A 23,247-nucleotide genomic window follows, 5' to 3' on the forward strand; every position below is an offset into this window, starting at 1 on the left:
GGCTGCCACAGCGAACGAAGAAGTCCGGCACCCCTCATCCGGAGACCAGCAGGGTGAGGCACCAGCGGTTTTTGCCCTTGCCGAACAGCAGCCTGATCGTGGGGATCAGGAGCCTACCGCCGGCCACGCCCCTGATCGCGGCGACTACGCCGATGCCGAAGCCGGCCGCGGCCTCCCGGTACGGACGTAGCTTCTGCAGCGGCACGGCGAGCGGGACCGGGCGCCGGTAAGGCGTCTAATCCTCGTCGTCAGACTCCGGGATCTGCAGATTGCGCAGAGTCTCCGCGAGCCGTTCATTCAGGGCGCGAGACACCTGGTCGCCAGTGGCCAGCTTGCGGATCGTCTCCTGAACCGGCGTCAACTCGGGGGCAAGCTGCTCAGCAAGGCTGGAGAGGGTCACCTGCATCGCCGGGGTGTTCATCAACGCAGCGATGTGCGCTTCACCCAGCCGGATCAGACGATCACGTTCCGTCGTCGCCTCGGTGGCCGTCGGAACGTTGGGAATGTCGTCCCGTGAGATGGAGGTCGGCCGCTTGAAATCGAGGACCGCCATGGCGTTGTCCGCCGCCGTGCTCAGCAGGACTCGAGTTTCCCAGGCATATGCCCGTTGCTGCTCCTCGCCTCCGATGACTTTGCTGTCCCGGAGCAGCCAGCGCGCCCAGGCAGTGAACCAGTGGTGCCCGTCGACCTCATGGCTACTCACCTCCACCACGTTGTCCAGCACCACCGCCGTAGGGGTCCAGGGGGTGGTTCTGATCGCGGACAGCCTGGTTCCACCGTCGTTGGTTGTGCGCATCAGCGAACCGTCGACCAATCGGTAGCGTTTCGGGACGGTTCGAGCCGTTTCCAGGATCGTTGCGCGGCTCTCCTCGGTACCCAAGAGCCCTTGAATGTCCTCAGCCTTGGCCTCCACCCCGACGGAGAATTTCGGCAGAACTCCATCCAGCGAGGTGAACAAAAAGAAGCGGCCTTCCATGTCGGCGATGTCCTTCTGCATCGCTTCCGGCAACGTGCCGTCGTTGGAGAAGTCCGAGTCCTTGCTGATGAAGTACACGGCCTCGTCCGGGTGCTCGCGCGCGTACTCGACCGCCGTCAACCAGATCGCAGCATCACGGGCTCCGGTCTTCTTTTTGCCGGCGTCGACCAGCTTGCATGGAGCGATCAGGTTCGTCTCCCGGTACATGGCCTGCTGGTACGCGGTGTGGGACGTCTCCAGGACTTCCGTGATGGACGCGTAGCGCTCGCGCCAGTGCTCACGTACGTGCTCCGCCGAGAATCTCCTCGGGTGGGCGACATCCTCCCAGGGCGTGGCCCGGCGGAGTTCGTCCATGGCCGCCACGGCCGCCTCGTGCTTCGTCTGGTAGCGCTGGGCCTCCTGCGCGAGGATCTCCTCCACGGCGATCCATGGAGTAGCCACACGTTCCACGTTCGCAGCCCGGATGGTGCGGAGCACGTCCGCGACTGAAGACCGCAACGAAATCCCCTTGATGATGTTCGCGTCGAGGATGATCAATGAGGGCCCCGTCCTTCTCAGCTCAAAGTCGTACGTGCTCACCCTCTCAACTTCCGATCACCGGGACAGGGGAATTCCAGCACCGACAGTCAGGGCGGCGAAGTCCCCGGCCCCGTCTCGCCCTCCTTGACCGAGCGTCACTCTGATTACAGAGAGCAACTTGTCACTTCGCCGTAACTTCGGGAGAAAGAGCCTTTGTGGCGGCGTCCGGGGAGCAGCCGCCGGTTCATCGGCGACGCCGCCCGCGACCTCGCGCGCCTCCTGCCCGGCCAGTGGCACGCCTCGGTCGAGATCTACTCGCACCCCGCCTGGCAGGAAGACCTGGTCCCCTGGATCTGGGACAGCGGCGACCTCGGCCGCGCCTTCCAGAGCGACCGGATCCCCTACGCCGCGCTCCTCACCGACATGGTGCAGGGCACCACGCTGCTGTTCATCGAACGTCCCGGCCGTCAACTCGACTACCTGGTGGGGGCCTTCTCGCCCGAGAGGCTCGAAGGGGGCTACGGCGATCCCCACGCCCCGCGCAGCATCGTCCTGCCGCCGTTCCCCGGGCGGGCTGCCCAGGCCCTCACCGACCGGTACCTCCCCGCCTACGAGCAGGCCGTTTACGCCCGCCAGACGGCGGCCATCGTAGCCGTGCTCGGGGACATCCGCTCCGAGCACGACACCTGGCAGGCCATGAACGCCTCCGGTCGCTATAGCGACCCCACCCCGCTGAGCGCCGCCGCCCTCGGCGCCGCGACGGAGTTGTTCCTCGACCACGCCTGGCGCCGTTTCTTGACCGTCGTCGACCACGCCCCGACGCTGCTCGACCGGTGCCGGCCCGCGAGCAGCCCGTGGCCCGACGACGCCGCAGCCCTGTCCCGTCTGGCCGACGCCGTGATCGATGCCGAAACCCTGGTCGACGAGATCGTCCACGGCGGTTCCGTGCCGGAGCAGGAGCGCCGAGCACGCGCGTGGCCGGCCATCGAGACGTGGCTCTCCGACGGCGAAACGTTTTTTCGTCAGGCCCGCATCAGCGCACCCCACCGTCGCCCGGCCCTGCCCGTCACCGCGCCAGCCCGCCCCCTCACCGCGGCCCGGCCCGCGCACCGCGGCCCCTGACCCTTCCGTCCCACGCCCCGAGGAGAACCCCGCCCCCTTGCGACCCGGCACCCACTTCGCCTTCGGCGACCACGAGGAACACGGCTTCGTGGCCTCCTTCACCGCCGCCCTGCCCGCGCACCTCGCCCACTGGTACCTGGAGCGCGAGCAGTTCGAGCCCGTTCCCGGAGAACCCGGCCTGTACCGGCTCAGCGAGCCCGAGCGCGACGGAGTCCGCCGCACCCGCCAAGCCGTCCACGACCTGCGCCGCCACGGCTACACCGTGGAGGCCGACATCCGCTTCGACCCGTCCCTCTCGGCCGGCCCGCCACGCCCCGCCCGGCTCAACGGACTCCAGGAGCGCCGCAGCCGTCTCGCCCAGGCCGCCGCCGGCCGGACGACGCAGCGCTCCGCACCGCCCACCACCGCCCCGCCAGCGGCCCGGCCGATCCCGCCGAAGCCCACGTACGCTCCGACCGTCCATTTGACGGCCGCGACCGGCGGGCGGTCCCGATGACACCCGCGAGCAGCCCGGCCCCCGAACGGCCACTTGCCGACAGCTCCCGAACTGGCCAACGGGGCACGTGACTTCCGCTTGCGGATGGCGGTCATCGACAGCGAGACCGAGGCCGCACTCGACATGACACGCGACCGCTACGGCCGTACCGTCCACGCGGGCGCCGCCGCAGCCGCACGAGCCCACCGCGAAAAGGCGGCCGTGGAGGCGTACGCCACTCACCTCGCCCCGCACGCCGAGGCTCTCCTTAATGCCGCCCGCCGCGTGCTCGACGAGCTGCCACCCGCCCGGCACCTGGCCGGGTGGCGGGCCGTCCTGGACGGCCTGGCTGACTCCGCCGCCGAGATCCGCCGGGCCCTCGACCGGCCAGCCACCCCTGGCTCCCAGGCCGAACTCACTCAGCACGCGGCCTTGTGGCCGCACCTCACCGCTTGGGCGAACCACAGCTCTATCGCCAGCAACCTCGCCGACCAGCACCACAAGGCTCCGCTGACCGACGAGGAGCAGCAGATATGGACCGAGAGGGCCCAGGCCGCGCAGCGGCGCGGTGAGTTGGAGCTGACCGAGTCGTGGTATGCCGCCGACGGGCAGCCGATCACCCTCGCTTACCTGGTCGAGGACGACGACTCCAAGGTGGTCGCGCTGCGCGGCGATCCGGGGGTACCGGGCTGGCAGGTGATCGGGTACTACGCCCACGCGTACGAGGCGGGCAAGGCCCTGCCCGCTCCGGTCCCGCCCGGCGTGCTGCGAGCAGACGTCTCCCGGTTCAACCGCCCGGCACCGGCCCCGGAGGTGTCCCTGCAGAAACTCATCCGCGACGTCGTCGAAGACCACACCGCCGGTGACGCATCGAACGCTCTCCTCGGAGCCGTCCAGCGCGGCTACGCCGCCGGCCCGATGGTCTGCCTGCAGGAACTCCTGGAGACGAGCAGCCAGTTCGCCAGCGCTCTGGAGACCGCACAGGGCCGTCAGATCGCCGCCCGCCTCTCAGCGCTGGGCTGGCAGATCGAGTTCCTCACCCGCGAAGTCGAAGAAGCGGCCGAGGACCTCGGCGCGACCGTCGCCGTCCTGCCCCCGCACCGCGCCCCCGTGCTGCGTGCCCGCCCGCGCCCGGCCGTGGACACCACCCCGCCCACGCCGCCACCCCGCGCCAGCACGACCGCCCGCCGTCACTAGACCCCGGGAAAGCCCCTCGTTGTCCCTGACCGCACCCACGGCCTCGGCCCCGCGCATCACCTACGGCACAGTGCTGGGCAGCCCGTACGTCGCCCGACTCCTCGGCGGCACCCTCACCGGCCGCCTCCCCAACGACGTTGCGCCGTCCCTCGCTCGCGAACCCTCAACGTGTCGGAGCGGCGTGCCGATCATCCGCCAACCAAGCCCCAGGCCAACACGCCTGACGGTGCATTCTTCCAACATCGTAAGATCTCGGCATCACGATCCTGGGGGGGCCTTGTCCAACACTGAGCAGCACGAAGAGTTGTCGCCGGACCGCCTGCCGTTCGATTCGGTGTTCAGTACGGTCTTCAACGGATGGGCTTTTGACCGTCGGGCCGCAGACGGCACCTGCGGCCCGGCCGACTCGGACGCTGTCCGCCTCATCTGGCTGAAAAACATTGGGCGAGATGGTGCGATCGCGGAACCGGATCCGGAAGTCGATGACTGGCGTAACGATGCGCCGGAGCGCTTTCGTCTCCGCGTCGGCGACATCTTGCTGTCCTCGGTGATCTCCGGTCGGCCGAAGGCTGCTCTAGTACAGGAATCCGATCTACCGGCCGTTGCTGTGCGTAGCCTCTTCGTGCTCCGCCCGGCCAAATCCTTGTCGCCGGAGCACGCCCGTCTGATCCTCGCGTTCCTGCGCTCCGATACCGTCGGAGATCTCGCAGCCGGATCATCAGGGCAACAGCACCTTAGGCTCTCCCAGCTCAAGGCGCTGGACCTACCAAATGAAGACCAAGCGCTGTCCGCAGCTCTGTCCGATCTCGCAGCCGCTGGACAGCGGCTGGGTGCAATGGCGGCCGAAGCTGGCGCGCTCGCGGAGTCGGTCTTCGATCGGAGCGGGAGCCCGGAGGAGGCCAGGCGGCTCATCATCACTACCGGCCAGCTCACCCGGCTCCGATCTGTGGCAGCTGCCCAACTCGACGATCCGGACTTCATCGTCCGCACGCGATACCCCTATCCGATCGCTCTGCGATGGCGGAACGTCGAGGCGCAGAAGAGCGCGAACAGCCAGGACGATGCCCAGGCGAAGGAGTACGCGGCCGTACTCAAGGCCGCGGAAACCCTGCTTGGATACAGCGCGCTTCTCACGACCGCTCTGGCGCACGAGGCTGGCATCACCTGCAAGGCCATCAGAGCGTTCAAGAAGAAGATCGCAACCGGGCCTGGCGGCCCGGGCTTCGGAGACTGGCAGCGCATCCTCCAGCAGATTGCAACAGCGGAGGGAATGTCCCGCCTTCCGCTTGAGCACCCCCTCCATGAGCTCGCAGTCTTCCTTGCGGACGACGAGGCCGAGGCAGCGTGTCGAAGCCTCGGCACCAAGCGCAACAGCAGGGCCCACGGGCGTGAAGACCTCCCCGCTATCTCGGCCGCCAAGTTGAAGGAGGCTCAAGACGGCCTGCGCTTCCTCCTCGACCGAGCACGGTTCCTCGCTGACCTGCAACTGCTCGATGTGACCAACGTGGTGTGGGATCCCCACGAGCAGTCGGACACCGTCACCTTTCGGCGGCTGATGGGCGACCACCCGGTCGTTCCCACAGAGAACCTGTGTTACGCAGGACCGGAACGCATCGGCCACATCCTGTACCTGGCTGACCGCGACCAAGGACTCCACCCGCTGAGCCCGTTCCTAACCTGCGAGAAGTGCAAGCATTGCGCCGCTCTGTCGCTGTTTCATGCCGACAAGGAAGAGGGGGTGCTGCTCCAGACGAGCCTCGACCACGGCCACTTCTACCCGTACGAGGGGGAGGAGCGTGCGCTCCGAGCAGTCGGGCTCCAGTAGCTCCCGACGCTGAGGGCACGGCGACACAACCGCACCACACCGCAGATCCAAGCCCAACGGTTGAGCGGAAAGACTTGACAGGGAAGGCGCCCGTCGCAATCCCACTGATGGCCACCGTGAGCGGAGGCAGCATCGCCTTCGGCAGGCTGCACACTGCCCAGTCTGGGCGGTCGTCCGCGCTGGCTCAGCCGGTCAAGGAACGCCTTATGGACCACTACAGCCAGACGGCGGTGCATCTTCCGGCCGCCATGCTCAAATCGGCCCTCCTGGTGGCCCTGCCGTTGGCCGGACCGTACGGCGAACCGGGCGTCGCCACGTCCATCGTCGTCGCCGGCGGCCTGACCACCCCGGCCCTGGAGGCCGGGCTGCGAGCCCTGTAGCCCAGGGTGCTGCCCGACCCCCGCCTTCGGCACGCCGCGCTCGCCCTCGACACCGTCACCGTCACCGGCACCGGCACGCAGGGCCTGCTGTACATCGTCGGCCCCCTGCTCGTCTCCGTCCTCGCCTCCGCGTACAACCCCACCGTCGCGCTCACCGTCACCGCCGTCCCCGGCCTGGCCGGCACGACCCTCGGGCATCATCCCCGCCGCGTTCTCCACCGGCAGCCTCCTGTGCGGCCTCGTCTACGGGCGCCGCACCTGGAGTCAAACCACCGCCGACCGGCTGATCATCGCCAGCGCCGCGTTCCGCGCCGGGTGGCTCCCGCTCGTAACCCTGCCCGCGCCGTTCGCGGCCACCGCCGCCATCGCAGTGCCCGGTGCGTTCCTGACCGTCATGGTCGCTTGCGCCTACGTGACCACCGATGCCCTCGCCCCGGCGGGCCGGACCAGCGAGGCGTATGCGTGGCTGATCCTCTCGATCGGCGTCGGACAGTCCGCGGGTACCGCCCTGGCCGGACGCCTCGCCGAGCAGCCGCTCACCAGCGCTGTGCTCCCCGCCGCCGGCGCGGCCTTCACCCTCGCCGTCCTTCTCGCCGCGCGCCGACAGCTCCGCCCCGCCGGACACCGGCCGCGCGGCCGACACCGCCGCCCACTCCGAGGCCGGCACAAGACGCCCTGATCTGGGCGCACCCCCACCTTCCAACCCCTTTTGAGGAGAACGAATTATGGCCGTGCGTACGCACTGGACCGTGGAGCACGCCTGCTCCCACAGCGTGGATCATGACCTGTCCAATCGCCCTGCCGACAAGCGGGCAGGCTTTGCCCGTTGGCTCGCGTCGAAGGACTGCACCAACTGCTGGAAAGCGGCGCGCGACGCCGACTCCGAGTCCAAGGACGAGTGGCTCGCGACCAAGCGTGCCGAGGAGCAGGAGGCAGCCGTCGCGTGGGCCAAGCAGTTCGACATGCCGCAGCTGGAGGGCCCGGAGAAGGCCCTGGACTGGGGCGAGCGCTCCCGCCACCAACTGATGACGGCCGCGCACACCGAGCTCGTCGTCGAGGGCACTTGGGACGAGGCGGACTGGGCGGAGCTGGAAGAGAAGGCCCGCTCCATCACCCGTGCCGGATGGTGGATCGACCAGCGCGACGCCGACGGCACTGACCTGGTCGAACTCCTCGACGCGGCCAGTGAGGCGGACCGCGGGACGGAGAACCCCTTCCGCTGACGGCGGGGCAACATAGCCGGGAAACGCCGGTTAGCCAAACCGGCGTTCCTCCGGACTATTGATGCTCCCACCCCGCCAGCAACCGCGCGGAAGGAACTCATGTCCCAGCCCCCGCCCACCTCGGCCTTCGCACCGACGCCCGACACGCTCACCCCCGACCGGGACATCACCCACGCCCACTTCCAGGCCGGTGACACCGTCGTCGTCCTGAAGGGGGTGGCCGGCGGAGAACTGTGGGGCGACGCGATGCGCGTCGTCGCCCCGTCCTGGCACACCCCGACCGACGAGGACGGGTGGCGCCTGCGGGATGCGACCGGCGGCGCCAAGTCCTACGTCACCGCCCACCCCCGCCACCTCGTGCACCTCTCACGCCGCTGCCCGGACTGCCTCATCTATCTACGGGCCATGGAGGACACCCTCCTCGCACGGTTCGCCGACCGCGACGAGCTGATCGACTGCGGCTGGTACACCACCACCGCCTTGGGCCAGCTCGTGCACATCGCCGACATCCGGAGCGGCCGGTGATCCCCCGCCTGCACGAGCGGACCCACCGGCCCCACGACCCGCTCGAAGAGGCGCTGGGGCGGCCGGTCTCACCGAACGAGGGCCTGACGGAGCACACGATCGTCGCCCACTGGCCCGGCCTGGAATACTTCACCCTGGACGACGAGCAGAGGATCTGGACGTCCGTCCAGTGGGCCGAGCACCTCGAAGACCCCTACCTGGAGCATCCGTCCGCCGCCAGCCCCGACGACGACCGGCGGGCGATCCTCCACCTCGACATCCGCCTTCACCCGGACGACCGAGAACTGACCGGACCGGAGTGGGCCGAGGTCGCTCAACGGCTCGCACGAGCCGCCGGCATCGAGAGCCCCGGCAAGGAACATGGCTGCCGATGGATCGCCGTCCAGGCCCAGCCCGGCCGCCTCGACCTGATCGCCAACCTGATCCACCTCGACGGTGCGTGGCACGCTCCTCCCGCGGACAAACTGCGGCGCCTGAAACATGAGGCGCGTCGCATCGAACAGGACCTCCACCTGATCCCTGTCCGATCCGACCCCCCTTCGCGGCCTGCCGTCCGCGCGGCGCTCACGGCGTCGGCCCAGCTCGCGACCATCCTCACGCAGCTCGCCAACGAACAGGCCGGCCCTCTGCCCGCGGTACGCGGACTCGTCGAGCACACCTCGCACCGGATCGCCCGCCAGCCGGGAGCAGCCAGCACCGATACGGCACACCGCCTGGAGCTGATCGCCCGCCGCCTCCACGCCATCCAGCAGGACCTGGACACCACCGCCAACCGCCTGGCCCAGCCCCGCGCCGTCCCGGCCCCGGCAGCCGTCCGGCACAACGCCCACCGATCGCCGTAGGAGAAAACGTCTCCTTGCCCCGCACCGACCGCTTCCTGGACATCCGCCGCGACCCGCACTCCGACGAACTCCTCGCCCGCGGCGGCGACTCCGAGGCACACAGCATCCTCCAGCGCGCGGGCTTCGTCGCCGTCGTCCGCGTCCATGAGACGTACCACCGCACCCCGACCGGCCTAGCGGAGGACGACGAGTCCCGTCTCGCCACCGACGCCGTGGCCCGCCTGCGGGCGGCCGGACACCACGTCGACTGCGACGCGGACTTCGACACCGACTCGCGTCCGGCCAGCTACCTGCCGCTGGGCTCCTCCGTTGCCCACGTCGCCGAGCGCCTTCGCGAGGCCGCCACTACGGACGAGGCGGCCGATGCGCTGACTGAGCTGACCGCCGCCCACGACGGCGTCCTCGCCGCGCTGGAGGAAGTCCTCACCGCCACCGCCGACTTCCACGACGGGCTCGGCCAGGCAGCCGACCCCTACATCGCGCGGCGACTGCGCTACCTCGCCGACGAGCACCTTCGCGTCATCCGTACCGACCTCTCCGATACCCGCAACCAGCTCGCCGACCGGCACGCCCCGCACCCCGGCCGCAGCACCTGCACCGGGGAAGTCCCGTCAACCGAGCAAGAGCGCTCTGCCATGTGCGCCTGCCCGCCACCGCCGCGCACCCTCCCGGCCCCGCCGCCCCCGATGGCCGCCGGGCTGCGCCGCTGACTCCCACCTCGCCCAAGGACACCATGCACGACCACGACACCTCCGAGCGCCTCGCCTCGTATGCCGACGTTCTCGCCGGCGAACTCCCTGACAGTTGGACCAGCTCCCACCTGCCAGCCGACGCCAAGGACGACCTCGCCGAACTCGCCGACCGCATCTGGGACCTGGACCTGGTCGCCGCCTCTCTCGCCGAGCACCCCCTGCAGCAGGCCGCCGTCCTGAGCCGACAGGACGGTGCGCAGCTCGTCCTTCTGGACCGGAACGACGAGCGCGACGGCTTCATCATCGCCGCCGTCGCCCCGCATGCCCTGCCCGACGAGGCGTTCCGCGGCGTTCCCGAGCCCAACGGCATCGCCCTGGCCGATGACCCGTTCCTGAGCGCCGAGCAGGTCACCGGCGACCTGCTCGCCCGATACGACAGCGCCCTCGCCCAGGTCCGCCACAACGCCCTGGGCGGCATCCAGCCCTCCCAGCCGGACCGGGTCGTCCTGACCTGGCAGCCGGACGGCAGCATCGCCACTGCCCCCGCTGACGACCGCGCCAGCGCTGTCCTCATGGCCCACGGCTTCGTCCAGGACCCGCAGAGTGGCATCTACCGCCTGAGTGGCGACGACACCCAGGCCCAGGCCCGCGCCCTGCGCGAGATCGGTCCGCGCCTCGACGCGCTCGGCATCGGCACCGCTCTGCAGCATCCCGCAGGCCGGACCGCGCCCACCGCCGCCGCCCCTTCCGTGCCGCCCGTCCCGGCCGGTCCCCGTACGCCGGCCACCCGGTCTCGGTGAAGCAGACGGAGCCCGACTTCTGGGTGCTGGAGTACGTCACCATCACCAAGGACCCCCGCACCGACCTGGTCGTGGCCATCGGCGGCACCGACCAGGCCGCGGACATCCTCCAGCGAACCGGCGGTTTCCTCTCCGCTCCCGGACCGCGCGGGGACTATCACCGGCTTCCACACGGCCTGCCCGTCGAGCAGCAGCGCCGGAAGGCAACCGCAGCCTCGCACGCCCTGCTCGCCGCCGGTCACAGCGTCCACCTCGACCCCACGCTGAACATGCTGGTCGCACCGGACGGTGAACGTGAGGCCGCCCTGCGCTACCTGGCGTGCCTCACTGAGCGAGCCGCATCCGCCACAACCAGCAGCGAGGTGGCCGAGGTCCTGACCGAGGTCGCTGCCCCCGTCTACGGGCTTCTGCCCCTCGCCAGAGAGGTCGTCGTCCGCGCCTGGATCGCCGCCGGCGACTTCCAAGGGGCCGCGCCCGCCGGGGAACCCGATCCCATCGCACGGCTCGGAAGCACCGCCACCTCCATGAGCGAGGCCGCGCGCGCCATCCTCCACGCCCGCAACCACGCCGCGCGCCCTGCGCAGCGGCCGGCCACTACCTCACCACCGCCGAGCCGGGCCCAGCCCGCCGAATCCCGCCGCCGCTGACCCCGGAGAACCACATGGCCAACCTGGCCGACGAATACGGCACGGACGTCGAGATCTACATCAAGGCCCTGATGACCACCATCCACGCCGACACCCCGACGGGCGCCCCCGCCCAGCTCCACGACCTGCTGGAACACCTCGGCCTGGAACGCCACGCAGACCCCACGGACGCGCCGCTCTACATCTGGCACACCGTGCCCGAACACCTCGACGCCGGCGAGCAGAAGCAGCTGGCAACCCGCGCCATCCCCGTCCTGCTCCTGGCCGGGTACAAGGTCAACTGCACGCCCGAAGTCTTCGACGAATCCGCCTACCGGCAGGCCGTGCATGACCTGCGCACCCGAGCGGGCCGCCCTGCCGTGCGGCAACAGGAACCGATCGGCTCCCCCTCGCCTGCAGCTCCGGCCCGCCGCACCCCGTAAGGCGCCTGGGCGGTCCCGGCACCGCGCCGGGACCGCCCGCCTCACCACCCGAGCCCCGGAGATACCCGTAGCAATCCGCACACCCCCACCGATCAGCAACCGGCTCAAGCCCCGACTCGCCACAGCCCTCTTCCGCCGCTATCTGCGCGCCTGTATTCCGACCGGCCCCGACCGCGCCTCCCCGCTGGCAGGCGCTCGCCCGGAGGCCGCCCTCGCCGAGACACAGCGCGTCGGGCACCGCCACCACCACTGACCGTCCACCGCCCGGAGGAGCATGTCCCACCCCACCCCCCACCCAGTGAGACCGGCCGACGAGATCACCCGCCAGCTCGGCCAGCTCGCCGACCACCTCTCTCAGCTTCCCCCGCCCCAGGCCGCTCACGTCATCGCCCGCGTGCTCGACCCGGACACCGGAGTCCTCGGCGGCGTCACCCACCTCGTCGCCACCGGCAGCGTGTTCGCCAAGGACCAGGCGGAGCGAGGCGCGCTCCCCGCGGAGGTGTGGCTCGCCCTGGGCCGTGCCTCGAACGAACTCGGCGACATCACCCTCGACCTGGACGAACACAAAGACACCCTCCAGCGCGTCGGCGCCCAGCCCGCCACTACGGCGGCGAAGCCCCCGGCACCCGCACCGCTCGTCGTCCGGCGCCGCCGGTGAAGAAGAAGCAGTGGCAGGGCTGGGGACCCGACGAACAGGCCGAACAGCACTACCTCATCCAGCCCCGCGCCCTGGCCGGCGGCGGCGACGTCCGGCACGTCTCTGAGTTCCTGCGCGCCGCCGGCTGGCGGGACAAGTCCAAGACGGGCGGACCCCTGCACATGGAGAGCCCGGACCGCACCGTCCGCATCGCCTACGACCCCTACGTCCTCCCCGGCGGGTGGACCATCCACGGCAAAGCCGACGGAGCGAACGGCGAGTGGTCCGCCCACCTGGGCCAGCAAACGCCGGTGGAGATCGTCGCCGGCCTGACCGATGCCCTCACCCGCCCCCGCTCCGCCCATGCCCCTAACGTCTGGGCCCCTCTGCGGGAGCAGAGATGGCACACGCGCTTCGAGGGCCAGGACTACATGGCGACGAGCCCCGACTGCACCGCGTGGGTGCAGTACCGGCAAAGCCCCGACGGGGCGGCGATGTGGTGGACCGGAGCGCAGGACAAGCAGGGCAACGGCTGGACGGCCAACTTCACGCCGAACACCCCGATGCACCTGGTGCAAGCCTTCTCCACCGAACTCGCCAGCCCAGACCCGGTGATGCGCCCACGCGGACGCGTGCCGATGAGCTCGCAGATCCGTACCTGGTCGGTGTCCGTGAAGCCCTCCCAGCTCAGTGCGTGGCAGCAGGCCCGCATCACGGCCGCCCGCGCCGCCACCTGGGCCCGCAACAGCGCCCGCAGCACCAGGCCGCGCACCAGCGCCCGCCCCTACACCCCGGCCGGCGGCACACGCACCCGCCGCTGACCGCAATAGCCCGCCCCGAGGAGCCCGATGGCCGCACTCACCCCGGACACCATCCGCACCCTGACCGAAACGCTCGCGGACCTCACCGACTACCTGCGCGAGAACCCCGACCCCGCAGAAGCCCTCGCCCTCGTCGAGCCCCTCCTCGACGAGTACACGGGCCTACCCGTCCAGTTCGCCGACACGCTGCGCGCCCTCGCCCGCGCCGTTCAGGAGAGCCCTGACGCGCCGCGCACGGCGCAGGGCGACCTGCTGATCACCGAGCTGCGCACGGCCGCGTGGGAACTGGCCGACCAGCACACCCTCCACTACGTGCTGGACGATCTCCGTGACCTGTACGGCAGTTCGCCGACGAGCGAGCAGGGGTGCTGCTGGTGCCGCTGAGCGAACGGCAGCTCGCCGCCTTCGCCGACAAGCACGCCGTGCAGATCCCGTACGACACCAGCCCCCGCCACCTCGCCGGCCCCGGAGACGCCCGCCACGTCACCCACGGCCTGGCCGCCGCCGGATGGAACGCCGTCTCCGACCCCCTGAGCGCCGAAATCATCCTGGCAAGCCCTGACCTTCGCCACCGGCTCCAGTTCGACCCGCAGTCCCGCACCTCGGCGTGGTGGCGGCTACGGGCGGAGCCCGTCGGCACCGAGCCCGGCTGGTACGCCGAGTTCGGCGAACTCGTGCCCGCGGAGGTCCTCGCCGCCTTCACCGACGCCCTCACCGCCCCGCCGCCACAGCAGCCGGACCCGTGGCAGCAGGTAACCTCGGCAGGATGGCACCACGAGCCAGACGGCGCGCGCTCGCCGGACTCCATGTGCCACATCGAACTGCGGCCGTTGAGCGAATTCCACGACCGGTCGTCCTGGCACATCGAGACCCGCGAGCCCGGCCACGGGGAGTTTTCCGGCCCGCGCATCTGGCACGCCTACCTCGACGAGCACACCCCCGCTCACCTGGTCAGCGCGTTCCTCACCGCGCTGACCGACCGCAGCCCGCTCCAGCGCGGCATGTTCGAACGCACCGGCCACTACAGCGCCGTACAGGAGCCCAGCCCGCTGCGCCCGCAGCAGGTGGCAGACGCCCACGCCACGCGCATCAAGCATCTGCGCGCCCAGGCACGCTCAGCCCGCCGCCAGCAGACGAAACCCGCGACGATCCCGGCGCACGCCAGTACCGCGCAGCCGGCCGCTCGCCGCTGACCTGACAGGACCCCTCCCCATCTCCCGAGACCACCACGCACACCGCGACTTCCTGCGCCACCTCGACCACTACGTGCGGGACAGCGAGAAGATCCTCGACGCCTGGGACGCCTACTCCGACGAGCACACCGGCCTCGACGGCTGGCCCTACGACGACCACGCCTACGGCATGCGCAAGAGCCAGCGCGATGCCGACACCGCCGACGCGTTCGAGCCGCTCCGCTACGGCGCCCGGCACCTGCTGGCGACCGCCGAGACACAGCTGGCCCAACTGCCGGAGAACACGGTGCAGAGCCGCTGGGTATACCAGCTGGGCGTCCTGCACACGGCCCTCGACCGTCTCGACGAACTGCACGAGCAATGGCTGCTCACCCGCGACGCCCTGCCCGCCACCGCCAAGCCCGGCACCGCCGAATTCGACGACGCCCTCGCCGAACATCACGCCGAATCCTGGAGCTACCTCGACGACTGGGCCACCCACGGCAAAGCGCTCCGGGAGATCAACACCGCAGCCCGCAAGGCCCCCTCATCCCTGGCTCCCATGCCTGCCCTCGCACCCGTGCGACGAACCGCGGCACGGAAGTGACTAGGGCCCCGACTCCCGAAACCGTCGAGGTCGACTTCATCACGCCGCGCCGCCTCGCCGGCGGCGGTGACCCCGCCTGGATCCCCTCCACCGTGCCTGCGGATGGAGCCACGGCAACGACCCCCTGATGCCACGCGTCCTGCTCTCCAGCCCCGACCAGAAGGCCCACCTGCGCCTGGAGCCCGACCCCGACGACCAGTGGTGGACCCTGCACCACGTAGCCGAGTCGGACCGGCCCGAGCCACTGACGCGCCTTACGACCCATACGGAGCGCTCCGCCAGGCAGGCTGGTCACCGTACGGCGACAACGGCCTCGCTTCCCCCGACAAGACGGCGTACGTCGAGCGGCTGGGAACACCGGCTGATCCGGAAGCCTGATTCGTCACCGTCACCCCTCGGCACGCACCAGAAGGTCTGGCAGGCCCGCTTCAGCGCCCGTACCCCGCCAGACCTCGTCGCCTCGTTCACCGTCGCGCTCGCTGACCCGAAGCTGGTGCACCGCACCGACAGCGGGCGCAGTCTGCCGGCCCTCGGCCCGAACGTCGTCACCCGCAAGGCCACCGACGTGCTCGCCGTGTACGTCGTCGGCGCGCTGGAAGACCGCGTCCACTCCCCCGCTGCCCGGCACACCACCACGCCGACGGCCCTGATCCCCTCTCGGGCAAGCGCCGCCCAGGCGCGGCCGCAGCCGCTGACCATCCCCTCCCCGCCCGGAAGCACGTAGCCCTTGCCCCCTTCCTCCTCCAGCAGCAACACCGACGGATACGACCTCGTCCTGCGCCTCCTCCTCGGCGTGCTCGCCGTCGTCGTCCCCCTGTCCCACCTGGCCTGGCTGTCCGGCAACGTCACCGCCTACCTCACCGGCACCAGCTGGGCCCCCTACCAGCCGACCAACGCCCTGCTCCACCCCGAGCAGGTCTGGTCCGACGCAGGAGAAACGTCCCTGCTGATCGGTGCCCGCATCGTCCCCGTTCTCCTGCTCCTCGCTCTCGGGGCAGGGGCTGGCGTCCTGTGGGCCCGGCACAACAACCGAAGCGGCAGCCGGAAGAAGATCACCGACATGGCCAAGGCCCGGGACATCGAGCCGCTGATGGCCAAGGCGATCACCGACAAAGCCCGCTCCCTGCGCCCCAGCCTGAAGGACAGCAAGCACATCGACGCGAAGGACACCGGCATCCTTCTCGGCAACCTGCAGGGCAGCCGCCACGAGGTACGGATGGGGTTCGAGGACGTCGCCGTCGCGATCATGGCGCCCCGGTCCGGCAAGACCACCTCGCTCGCCATCCCGTCCATGCTCGGCGCACCCGGCCCGGTCCTGCTGACGTCGAACAAGGCCGCCGGCGACGCCTTCACCACCGCCTACGAGGCAAGGGCCCGGGTGGGGGCGGTGTGGACCATGGATCCACAGCAGATCGCACATGCCGCCCGCGAGATGTGGTGGAACCCTCTCGCCAGCGCGACCACCTTGGACGGGGCGAATCGTCTGGCCGGACACTTCCTCGCGGCCTCGGTGGACGCCTCCCAGCAGGGCGACTTCTGGTCGAAGGCCGGCAGCAACATCTTGTCCCAGCTGCTCTTGGCCGCGGCGCTCGACGAGCGGCCCATCACCGACATCATGCAGTGGCTCGCCTTCCCCGCCGACCGCACTCCGCTGGACATCCTGCGCGACCACGACTTCGCCGCCGTCGCCGCTCAGCTCAAGGGCACCGTCGAAGGCCCCCCGGAAACGAGGGACGGTATCTACGAGACAGCCCGGCAGTACGCCTCCGCGCTCCTGAACGCGGAAATCGCCGCGTGGGTGACGCCGCAGAAGGACGTCCCGGAATTCCGGCCGGAGCAGTTCGTCACGTCCACCGACACGCTGTTCCTACTCAGCAAGGACGGTGGCGGCGGAGCCTCGGCGCTGATCGCCGCGTGCGCGGACTCCGTGATGCGGGCCGCGACCGCGCAGGCCGAACGTGCCGGCGGGCGCCTGGATCCGCCCATGCTGGCGATCCTCGACGAGGCCGCCAACGTGTGCAAGATCAGCGACTTGCCGGACCTGTACTCCCACCTCGGCAGCCGCGGGATCATCCCGATCACGATCCTTCAGTCCTACCGCCAAGGCCAGAAGGTCTGGGGAGACGCGGGCATGGACGCCATGTGGTCCGCCTCGACTGTCAAGGTGATCGGCAGCGGTATTGACGACCCGGACTTCGCGGACAAGCTCAGCCGCCTGATCGGCGACCACGACGTGGAGACCACGTCCACCTCGCACTCAGAGTCCGGCAAGAGCACGTCAGTGTCGATGCGGCAGGAACGGATCCTGCCCGCCGACGCGATCCGCGCCCTGCCCAAGGGCACCGCGCTCTGCTTCGCCACCGGCATGCGCGCCGCCATGCTCGACCTCCGGCCGTGGTACCGGGAGCCTGGCGCTGAGGAACTGTCCGCGGCGTCCGCCCGCGCATCGCAAGCGATCACCGCCCGCGCCGTCGCGAAGCACGCGCCGACACAGTCCGACTTCGGGCTGGCCACGTGATACTCGACCTCTTCGCGGGGCCGGGCGGCTGGAGCAGGGCGCTGCACGTCTTCGGCGTGCGCGACATCGGGCTGGAATGGGACGAGTGGGCGTGCAAGACCCGGGCCGCGGCTGGGCAGTTGACCATTCGCACCGACGTGGCAAAGTATCCGACCTGGCCCTTCATCGGCCGCACACGCGGAATGACCGCTTCCCCTCCGTGCCAGGCGTGGAGCATGGCCGGCAAACGCCTCGGCCTGCTCGACCAGCCGCTGGTGCACGCGGCGGTCGCGGACCTGGCCGCCGGACGCGACTCCCGCGAACGCCTCCTCGCCGCATGCCGTGACGAGCGCTCCCTGCTCGCAGCCGAGCCGATGCGCTATCTGTACGCCCTGAACACGGTCGGCGAGCCCGACTGGGTCGCCATGGAGGAAGTGCCTCACGTCCTGCCCTTGTGGAAGCAGTACGCGGCCGTCCTGCGCGAGTGGGGGTTCTCCGTCTGGTACGGGATCCTCAACGCGGCCGACTTCGGCGTCCCGCAGACCAGGAAGCGGGCGATACTCCTGGCCTCCCGCGTCCGTACGGCGCAGCCTCCTACCCCCACACACTCCCAACTGGCCGAACCGGAGTCGCTGTTCGGTCCCGGCCGCGCCCACTGGGTCAGCATGGCCGAGGCTCTGGGATGGGGCGCAACCGACCGGCCCGTCCCCACCGTCTGCGCGGGCGGTGGACCCGGCGGCGGACCCGAACCGTTCCCGTCGGGCTCCCGCAAGACGCTGTCCGACGCCCGTGAGCGCGGCACCTGGATGCCCCGGCCGGACGGAGTGGTCCTGCAGTCCTGCCCCGAAGGCGCCGGATGGGCGGCCCCGCACGGCACACACGAGAACCGAGCCGCCGACGCTCCGACGCCGACGTTCACCGCCGAGGCCCACCGCTGGTCCTGGTCCCTGCGTAGCAACAACCAGGCAAACGCCACTGTCCGTCCGCTGTCCGAGCCGGCGGGCACGCTGTTTTTCGGGCACCGCGCGAACGAGTGCACATGGGTCGCCGAACCCGCCTCACCGCCGGCCGAAGAAGCCGATGGGCCAGCCGTTCCCGAGCCGATCCGGATCACCGCCCGCGAGGCCGGCCTCCTGCAGACCTTCCCCGCCGACTACCCCTGGGCCGGTAATAAGGGCCAGCAATTCTCCCAGATCGGCAACGCCGTTCCCCCGCTGCTCGCCGGCCACCTCCTCGCCCCGCACCTCGGCGTCACCCTCGACCCCGACGACTTCACCCTCGCCGCCTGATGCCTCACGCCCCCGAACCCGACGAAGACGACCTCGACGCCATCGCACAGCCCCAGCCGGTGTTCCACGTCGAGCAGGCCCTGCTCGGGGCCCTCCTCCTCGACCCGTACCGCCTGGACGACGTGAGCGGCATCGCCGCCGACTCGTTCTCCACCGCCGCGCACGCTGCCCTGTACGCCGCGATCACCACCCTGCCACTGCCCGACCCTGCCGAGCACTCAAAGAACACCAAGTGGCTCGACCGCGTGCTCGCCACGGGACGCGAGCAGGCGCGCGGACTGACCGCCTCGTACCTGCACACCCTCGTCCAGGTCTGCCCCCGGCCCCGCCACGCGCCTGCCTACGCGCGGATGGTCGAGGCCGAACATGCCCGCCGCCGTCTGCAGACGGCCGCCGAACGCCTCGTCCAGACCGTCCACGATGTCTCCCTCCCGCACCCCGTCCAGGCGGTGCTCGCCGAGGCCGACGCGCTCGCCGCGGTCGTGGACGACATCGCAGCCCGCTTCCCGCCGCGCGCAGGCGTGCTGCCCCGCACCGCGACACCATCGCCGCCCGTCGCGCCCGACTACACGGAGGCGGTCGAGGAGGAGCAGATGCTGCTCGCGACCGCCACCGCCAACCCCGCCGACATCGAGTCCGTCCGGTGGCTACTACCCGACGACCTCACCCTGCCCTTGCACGCCGGCCTGTGGCAGTGCCTGACCGCCCTGGCGCGCCGCCGCGAGCCCGTCGACCCCGTCACCGTCCTGTGGGAGGCCCAACAGCGCGGCCTGCTCGATGACGAGAGCGAACCGGGCGAGGTGCTCCACCTGCTGGCCGAACCGGCCGGTTCCGTGGAGCACTGGAGCGAGCGCGCACTGCAGCGCTCCCTCCTGGCCACCGCCGATCGCACCGGACGGCGCATCGAGGCGTACGCCAGCGACACGGCGAACACCCCGTTCCAGCTCGTCGTCGGCGCCCGCCGCTCCCTCGCCGACATCGGCGCCGTCCACACCCGCTGGCAGCACACCACCGGAACGGTCCCGACGCCGCAACCGCGACCGGCTCCCACCACCCGTGCCGGCCCGCCAACAACGACGGCCGCGTACACCGGCCGCGCCGCGCGAGCAACCCGATAGCACCCCGCACACGCCGGTGGCCGGACCCGAGGCCCGGCCACCGGCAGAAGAGACGACACCCCAACGTGACTCCCACCATCGACGCCCACGTTCGCCTCGATACCCACCCCACCCATGCCAGCGCCGTGACTGCCGTCCTGACCGGCACCCAGGCCCACGTTGCCCACCTGAGTCTGGAGGCAGCCGACTGGACCGTCGTCGCCGACAACCTCCTGGTCCTGGTCCGCATCGACCACGAGGAGCCCTACTGGGCCAAGGACGCAGCCAAGCACCTGTCCGCCGACGGCACCACCGTGGAGATCACCCCTCGGCTCCAAGAGGCCATGGACGAGGAATGGACCTGGGCGAACTATCCAATGCCGTGGTGCACCCGCAGCGAAATCCGCGAGGTCTCCAATCAGGCGCAGAAGATCCACGACGACATCCGCCACGGCCAGCTCCTCATCCACGCCCACGCCCACGACGGCCACACCACCGTCGCGGTCGGCACCTACCTCCACCGCAACGGCAAGTCCGTCTACCTCCACGGCGAGGACCACCTGCGCCAGGTCACCGACACCTTCGACTCACCCGCTGGGGCCCTGCTCGCCTTCGAGAAGATCCACGGCGCCGAGATGCGCCCCGGCCCGGCACCCCTGACCGACACCGAACGCGCCGCTGCCGAGGCCCGCGCCCCGCTCTCCCTCACCGCAGTCAAGGCCGAACCGGCCCGTCCGGAGCCGGAGACCGTCCCGGCCTACCTGGCCGATGCCGGTGACCACGGCGCGCTCCTCGACGCGTTCATCGACTCCCACAGCGAATGGGAGAAGTGGCGGACTTGGTCGGACGAGACGACCCACGCCATCCACGAGTCCCAGACCCTGCGCATCGCGCGCGTCCACGAAACGCCCGCTCACGAAACAGCGTGGACCGTGGCCGCCTACGAGACACCCGTATCCGACCGCATGTGGGTCCTCACCGCGACCGGCGCCACCCCAGCCCCGATGTTGGAGGAGCTGCTGAATCACCTCGCCGAAGGCGCCGGCTGGGACGCGGCCATCAGCGCCCCGGTGGACGAGAAGATGGTCACCGTGGCCACGCAGCCCCTCTCCGACGCCGGATGGAAGCACACCGTGGACGGGCGATGGATCCGCTGGAGGTCCCCCACCGGGGACGCGGGCGTCCAGTTCGACGCCTTCACCGCCCAGCACCCGAGCCACAACCTGGCCACCTGGACCGTCTGGGCCGGTCGCGGCCCTGACCGGCCCACCTGGGCCGTCATCGCGTCCCCACACACCCCGAGTTCGCTGCTGGCCGATCTCTCCGAGGCCCTCGCCCACAAAACCGGCACTCGCCACCCACAGACCGGAACCCCCGAACGCAGAACGAGCCTCGTCACCAGCCCGCCGGTCACCCCCGCGGTCGCGGCCACCCCCGCTGCCAGCCGTACACGCTGATCGTCAGCACGCAAGAGCGGGGCACCATAACGCGGGATCGCCGATTAGCCCAACCGGCGATCCCGCACATCATTGGTAGTCCACCGCCACGCCCTACTCGCACGTCGAAAGGGGCCGCCCCACGGTCATCGAAAGGGGCCACCCCACTGCCACAGAGCAGCCATAGGCCGACAGACGATCACGCCGCCGCGTAGCTGGCCCGGAACAAATCCTGCGCCCGCTCCACGTCTCGCGGCGTACGCAGCTGCACCTCCAGATCACCCGTCCCGTGGTGACCGAGACCGGACACGTCACGGGTGAAACCCGGAACGAGGTCGACGTCCTGCGGATCGACCTTCAGGTAGACCAGCAGCTTGCTGCGCTGCGGCGGGCAGAGGCAGGCGAAGTTCCGCAGCCGCTGATAGGCCCGGTAGGTCTTACGCTCGACGCGGTTCACACCGTCCCCGAGCCCGAGCAGTACCTCGTCGACAGCGTTCGCCAGCTCCACCATCGACGCGCCCCCGGCGCCGGCCGCCGCCCTGGCAACCGCCTGGCGGCGCGGCCGGCGTGCTACCTGCATGCCGCCGCTCACGGACGCCACGGTCTCAAGGCCAAGCAGGTCGCTGCCGAAGAGTCGGTAGCGGACCAGATCGATCGACCTCCGGTGCTCGCGCACGGCATGCACGTCGTAGCGCGTGAAGTCGCCGGCGATACAGATCAGGCGCGGTCCGCTCCACAGGACCTGGGCCGCGGCCGTCACCCCGAGCCGGTCGCGGACCAGCTGCTCGAACTCGGCGCGATGGTCCATCAGCCACGCCAGGTAGAACAGGCCCTGGTTGATGACGCCGGCGTCAACACCGCGCTTGTACTCGACGATGACCGGCGATCCGTTCTCGTCCAGCCCAAGCGAATCGATGCGGCCCCCGTGAACCGGCCCCGTGCCGTACTCGCTCGCCAGGAACCGGACACCCAGCAACGTCTCCATGTGCGCCTCGACGAGACCTTGCACATCTGCCTCGGCCTCAGCAAGACGCGGCGTGACCTCGGTCATGCCGCTATTCGTCGTGTTCGTGCGGAACAGCTTCAGGCCCGACACCTTCCTCTCCTCGACTCGGAGATCACCAACGCCGGTGAGGTGCGGAATTGTTTCCGCGAGAGGCTGCGGAGGCGTCCCGGCCGGAGAGCGCTCGCCTCTCTCGGTCACCGGGAATTTACGGTTCCCCCATGCGTCCCCCGCGCCCCAGGGGACAGCATTAGGAAGCTCTGGGGCATGGCGCCACGAGGGCTGGCCGCGGCAGCGCTATGGGGCCATTCCGTTGGCGGAACGGGTGCGGAGCGAGTGCAGGCCGGACCTGGAGAGCAGGGCCGGCCGGCCGATGGCGCTGTTCTTCTGCGCGAAGGTCGCAGGGCCACACGTGCACCCAGGGGCCCCCGGCTGGAGCCGGCCAGGAAGGAGGCCGCGCGGCTCATTGCTGAGCTTCACAACTTTGGACGACGGCCCCGCGGCAGCTGCCCGGACTGACCGTCATCAGCCCTCTGGCCAGCCGTCCAACGAGAGGATCGGGCCCCCGTCCAAGTACCGCTTGACCGCGACCAGGGTGGTGTGTGTAAAGGGTTGCGGAAGGTCGTCCGGAGGCACCCAGGCGATGGTGTCGTGCTTGTGCGGCTCCGTATTGCGGGGAGTACCACTCCACTGGTCGGTGTGGAAGACCAGGGCCATGAACATCCCTGGGGCTTCCGCTCCCCAGCAGCCATGGACGACGTGGACGAGGCGCAGGTCCGTCTCGGCGACGACGACGCCCGTCTCCTCCTTCAGTTCTCGTACCGCAGTCGCGGTAATCGGTTCCCGGGGTTCGCCCTTCCCGCTGGGGACGTCCCATTCGCCAGGCGCGAAATCCAAGTGGCTGCTCCGCCGCAGGATGAGGAGTCTGCCGTTGTCAGGATCCGTGACGAGAACAGCAGCGATGAGCCGCGTCGTCATCGGTTCACTCTTCCACCGGGCCGCCGACTGATCGGACTCAGTCAATCGCCTTCCTCCAAACGATC

The 23,247-nt window shown here is 70.3% G+C and carries 27 protein-coding genes; 23 read left to right on the top strand and 4 right to left on the bottom strand.

All coding sequences use genetic code 11. The features are described 5' to 3' along the window. Positions 1 to 34: 34 nt before the first annotated feature. Positions 35 to 205 (bottom strand): hypothetical protein, encoded by a 171-nt coding sequence (locus tag QQM72_RS09110; protein ID WP_314220285.1) that lies wholly within the window; start codon positions 203 to 205, stop codon positions 35 to 37. A gap of 30 nt (positions 206 to 235) precedes the next feature. Then, the gene (locus QQM72_RS09115) at positions 236 to 1,513 is read right to left on the bottom strand and encodes a PIN domain-containing protein (protein ID WP_314220286.1); all 1,278 of its coding nucleotides are present in this window, start codon (positions 1,511 to 1,513) and stop codon (positions 236 to 238) included. A gap of 195 nt (positions 1,514 to 1,708) precedes the next feature. On the opposite strand from QQM72_RS09115, the gene QQM72_RS09120 reads away from it, so the two are divergent. The 23 genes from QQM72_RS09120 to QQM72_RS09230 all read left to right on the top strand — a co-directional run bounded on the left by QQM72_RS09120 (position 1,709) and on the right by QQM72_RS09230 (position 21,222). Then, positions 1,709 to 2,617: a hypothetical protein gene (locus tag QQM72_RS09120; protein WP_314220287.1), complete on the top strand. Its 909-nt coding sequence runs from the start codon at positions 1,709 to 1,711 to the stop codon at positions 2,615 to 2,617. 37 nt (positions 2,618 to 2,654) lie between these two features. Further along, complete coding sequence (locus QQM72_RS09125) at positions 2,655 to 3,113, top strand: hypothetical protein (RefSeq protein ID WP_314220288.1); 459 nt, start codon at positions 2,655 to 2,657, stop codon at positions 3,111 to 3,113. 33 nt (positions 3,114 to 3,146) lie between these two features. Further along, on the top strand, positions 3,147 to 4,289 hold the full coding sequence (locus QQM72_RS09130; RefSeq protein ID WP_314220289.1) for a hypothetical protein: 1,143 nt from the start codon (positions 3,147 to 3,149) through the stop codon (positions 4,287 to 4,289). Positions 4,290 to 4,566: 277 nt separating this feature from the next. After that, on the top strand, positions 4,567 to 6,114 hold the full coding sequence (locus QQM72_RS09135; RefSeq protein ID WP_314220290.1) for a restriction endonuclease subunit S domain-containing protein: 1,548 nt from the start codon (positions 4,567 to 4,569) through the stop codon (positions 6,112 to 6,114). A gap of 206 nt (positions 6,115 to 6,320) precedes the next feature. Next, complete coding sequence (locus QQM72_RS09140) at positions 6,321 to 6,494, top strand: hypothetical protein (protein ID WP_314220291.1); 174 nt, start codon at positions 6,321 to 6,323, stop codon at positions 6,492 to 6,494. Between the two features lie 412 nt (positions 6,495 to 6,906). Continuing rightward, complete coding sequence (locus QQM72_RS09145; RefSeq protein ID WP_314220292.1) at positions 6,907 to 7,173, top strand: hypothetical protein; 267 nt, start codon at positions 6,907 to 6,909, stop codon at positions 7,171 to 7,173. A gap of 46 nt (positions 7,174 to 7,219) precedes the next feature. Continuing rightward, a complete protein-coding gene (locus QQM72_RS09150; RefSeq protein WP_314220293.1) occupies positions 7,220 to 7,717 on the top strand; it encodes a hypothetical protein in 498 nt (165 codons plus the stop codon). 99 nt (positions 7,718 to 7,816) lie between these two features. Further along, positions 7,817 to 8,242 carry a hypothetical protein gene (locus tag QQM72_RS09155; RefSeq protein WP_314220294.1) on the top strand — a complete coding sequence of 142 codons (426 nt, stop codon included), beginning with the start codon at positions 7,817 to 7,819 and terminating at the stop codon, positions 8,240 to 8,242. After that, entirely contained in the window at positions 8,239 to 9,084 is an 846-nt protein-coding gene (locus QQM72_RS09160) for a relaxase/mobilization nuclease (protein WP_314220295.1), read from the top strand. Before QQM72_RS09155 ends, QQM72_RS09160 begins: the two co-directional genes overlap by 4 nt. A gap of 14 nt (positions 9,085 to 9,098) precedes the next feature. Further along, positions 9,099 to 9,794, top strand: coding sequence for a hypothetical protein (locus tag QQM72_RS09165; RefSeq protein WP_314220296.1), 696 nt, complete (start codon positions 9,099 to 9,101; stop codon positions 9,792 to 9,794). Positions 9,795 to 9,817: 23 nt separating this feature from the next. Then, a complete protein-coding gene (locus QQM72_RS09170; RefSeq protein WP_314220297.1) occupies positions 9,818 to 10,576 on the top strand; it encodes a hypothetical protein in 759 nt (252 codons plus the stop codon). Next, positions 10,573 to 11,223, top strand: coding sequence for a hypothetical protein (locus QQM72_RS09175; protein ID WP_314220298.1), 651 nt, complete (start codon positions 10,573 to 10,575; stop codon positions 11,221 to 11,223). Before QQM72_RS09170 ends, QQM72_RS09175 begins: the two co-directional genes overlap by 4 nt. Positions 11,224 to 11,237: 14 nt before the next feature. Continuing rightward, positions 11,238 to 11,645, top strand: a complete 408-nt coding sequence (locus QQM72_RS09180; RefSeq protein ID WP_314220299.1) for a hypothetical protein — start codon at positions 11,238 to 11,240, stop codon at positions 11,643 to 11,645. 274 nt (positions 11,646 to 11,919) lie between these two features. Then, positions 11,920 to 12,303, top strand: coding sequence for a hypothetical protein (locus tag QQM72_RS09185; protein WP_314220300.1), 384 nt, complete (start codon positions 11,920 to 11,922; stop codon positions 12,301 to 12,303). Further along, positions 12,300 to 13,103, top strand: a complete 804-nt coding sequence (locus QQM72_RS09190) for a DUF317 domain-containing protein (protein ID WP_314220301.1) — start codon at positions 12,300 to 12,302, stop codon at positions 13,101 to 13,103. The genes QQM72_RS09185 and QQM72_RS09190 overlap by 4 nt, the downstream gene beginning before the upstream one ends. 27 nt (positions 13,104 to 13,130) lie before the next feature. Further along, positions 13,131 to 13,487, top strand: a complete 357-nt coding sequence (locus tag QQM72_RS09195; protein ID WP_314220302.1) for a hypothetical protein — start codon at positions 13,131 to 13,133, stop codon at positions 13,485 to 13,487. After that, positions 13,478 to 14,296 carry a DUF317 domain-containing protein gene (locus QQM72_RS09200; protein ID WP_314220303.1) on the top strand — a complete coding sequence of 273 codons (819 nt, stop codon included), beginning with the start codon at positions 13,478 to 13,480 and terminating at the stop codon, positions 14,294 to 14,296. The genes QQM72_RS09195 and QQM72_RS09200 overlap by 10 nt, the downstream gene beginning before the upstream one ends. 73 nt (positions 14,297 to 14,369) lie before the next feature. After that, positions 14,370 to 14,882 carry a hypothetical protein gene (locus tag QQM72_RS09205; RefSeq protein ID WP_314220304.1) on the top strand — a complete coding sequence of 171 codons (513 nt, stop codon included), beginning with the start codon at positions 14,370 to 14,372 and terminating at the stop codon, positions 14,880 to 14,882. Positions 14,883 to 15,009: 127 nt separating this feature from the next. After that, positions 15,010 to 15,606, top strand: coding sequence for a DUF317 domain-containing protein (locus tag QQM72_RS09210; RefSeq protein WP_314220305.1), 597 nt, complete (start codon positions 15,010 to 15,012; stop codon positions 15,604 to 15,606). 3 nt (positions 15,607 to 15,609) lie between these two features. Next, on the top strand, positions 15,610 to 17,400 hold the full coding sequence (locus QQM72_RS09215; RefSeq protein WP_314220306.1) for a type IV secretory system conjugative DNA transfer family protein: 1,791 nt from the start codon (positions 15,610 to 15,612) through the stop codon (positions 17,398 to 17,400). Further along, positions 17,397 to 18,668, top strand: coding sequence for a DNA cytosine methyltransferase (locus QQM72_RS09220; protein ID WP_314220307.1), 1,272 nt, complete (start codon positions 17,397 to 17,399; stop codon positions 18,666 to 18,668). Before QQM72_RS09215 ends, QQM72_RS09220 begins: the two co-directional genes overlap by 4 nt. Continuing rightward, positions 18,668 to 19,786, top strand: coding sequence for a DnaB-like helicase N-terminal domain-containing protein (locus QQM72_RS09225; RefSeq protein WP_314220308.1), 1,119 nt, complete (start codon positions 18,668 to 18,670; stop codon positions 19,784 to 19,786). Before QQM72_RS09220 ends, QQM72_RS09225 begins: the two co-directional genes overlap by 1 nt. Before the next feature lie 65 nt (positions 19,787 to 19,851). Continuing rightward, on the top strand, positions 19,852 to 21,222 hold the full coding sequence (locus QQM72_RS09230; RefSeq protein ID WP_314220309.1) for a DUF317 domain-containing protein: 1,371 nt from the start codon (positions 19,852 to 19,854) through the stop codon (positions 21,220 to 21,222). A 178-nt stretch (positions 21,223 to 21,400) separates the two neighbouring features. On the opposite strand, the gene QQM72_RS09235 is transcribed toward QQM72_RS09230, so the two are convergent. Both QQM72_RS09235 and QQM72_RS09240 read right to left on the bottom strand, forming a co-directional pair. Further along, positions 21,401 to 22,297: a DUF5655 domain-containing protein gene (locus tag QQM72_RS09235; RefSeq protein WP_314220310.1), complete on the bottom strand. Its 897-nt coding sequence runs from the start codon at positions 22,295 to 22,297 to the stop codon at positions 21,401 to 21,403. Positions 22,298 to 22,729: 432 nt separating this feature from the next. Beyond that, complete coding sequence (locus QQM72_RS09240) at positions 22,730 to 23,182, bottom strand: NUDIX domain-containing protein (protein WP_314220311.1); 453 nt, start codon at positions 23,180 to 23,182, stop codon at positions 22,730 to 22,732. Positions 23,183 to 23,247: the final 65 nt, after the last annotated feature.

It is taken from the genome of Streptomyces zaehneri (assembly GCF_032248645.1).
GTDB lineage: Bacteria > Actinomycetota > Actinomycetes > Streptomycetales > Streptomycetaceae > Streptomyces > Streptomyces coriariae.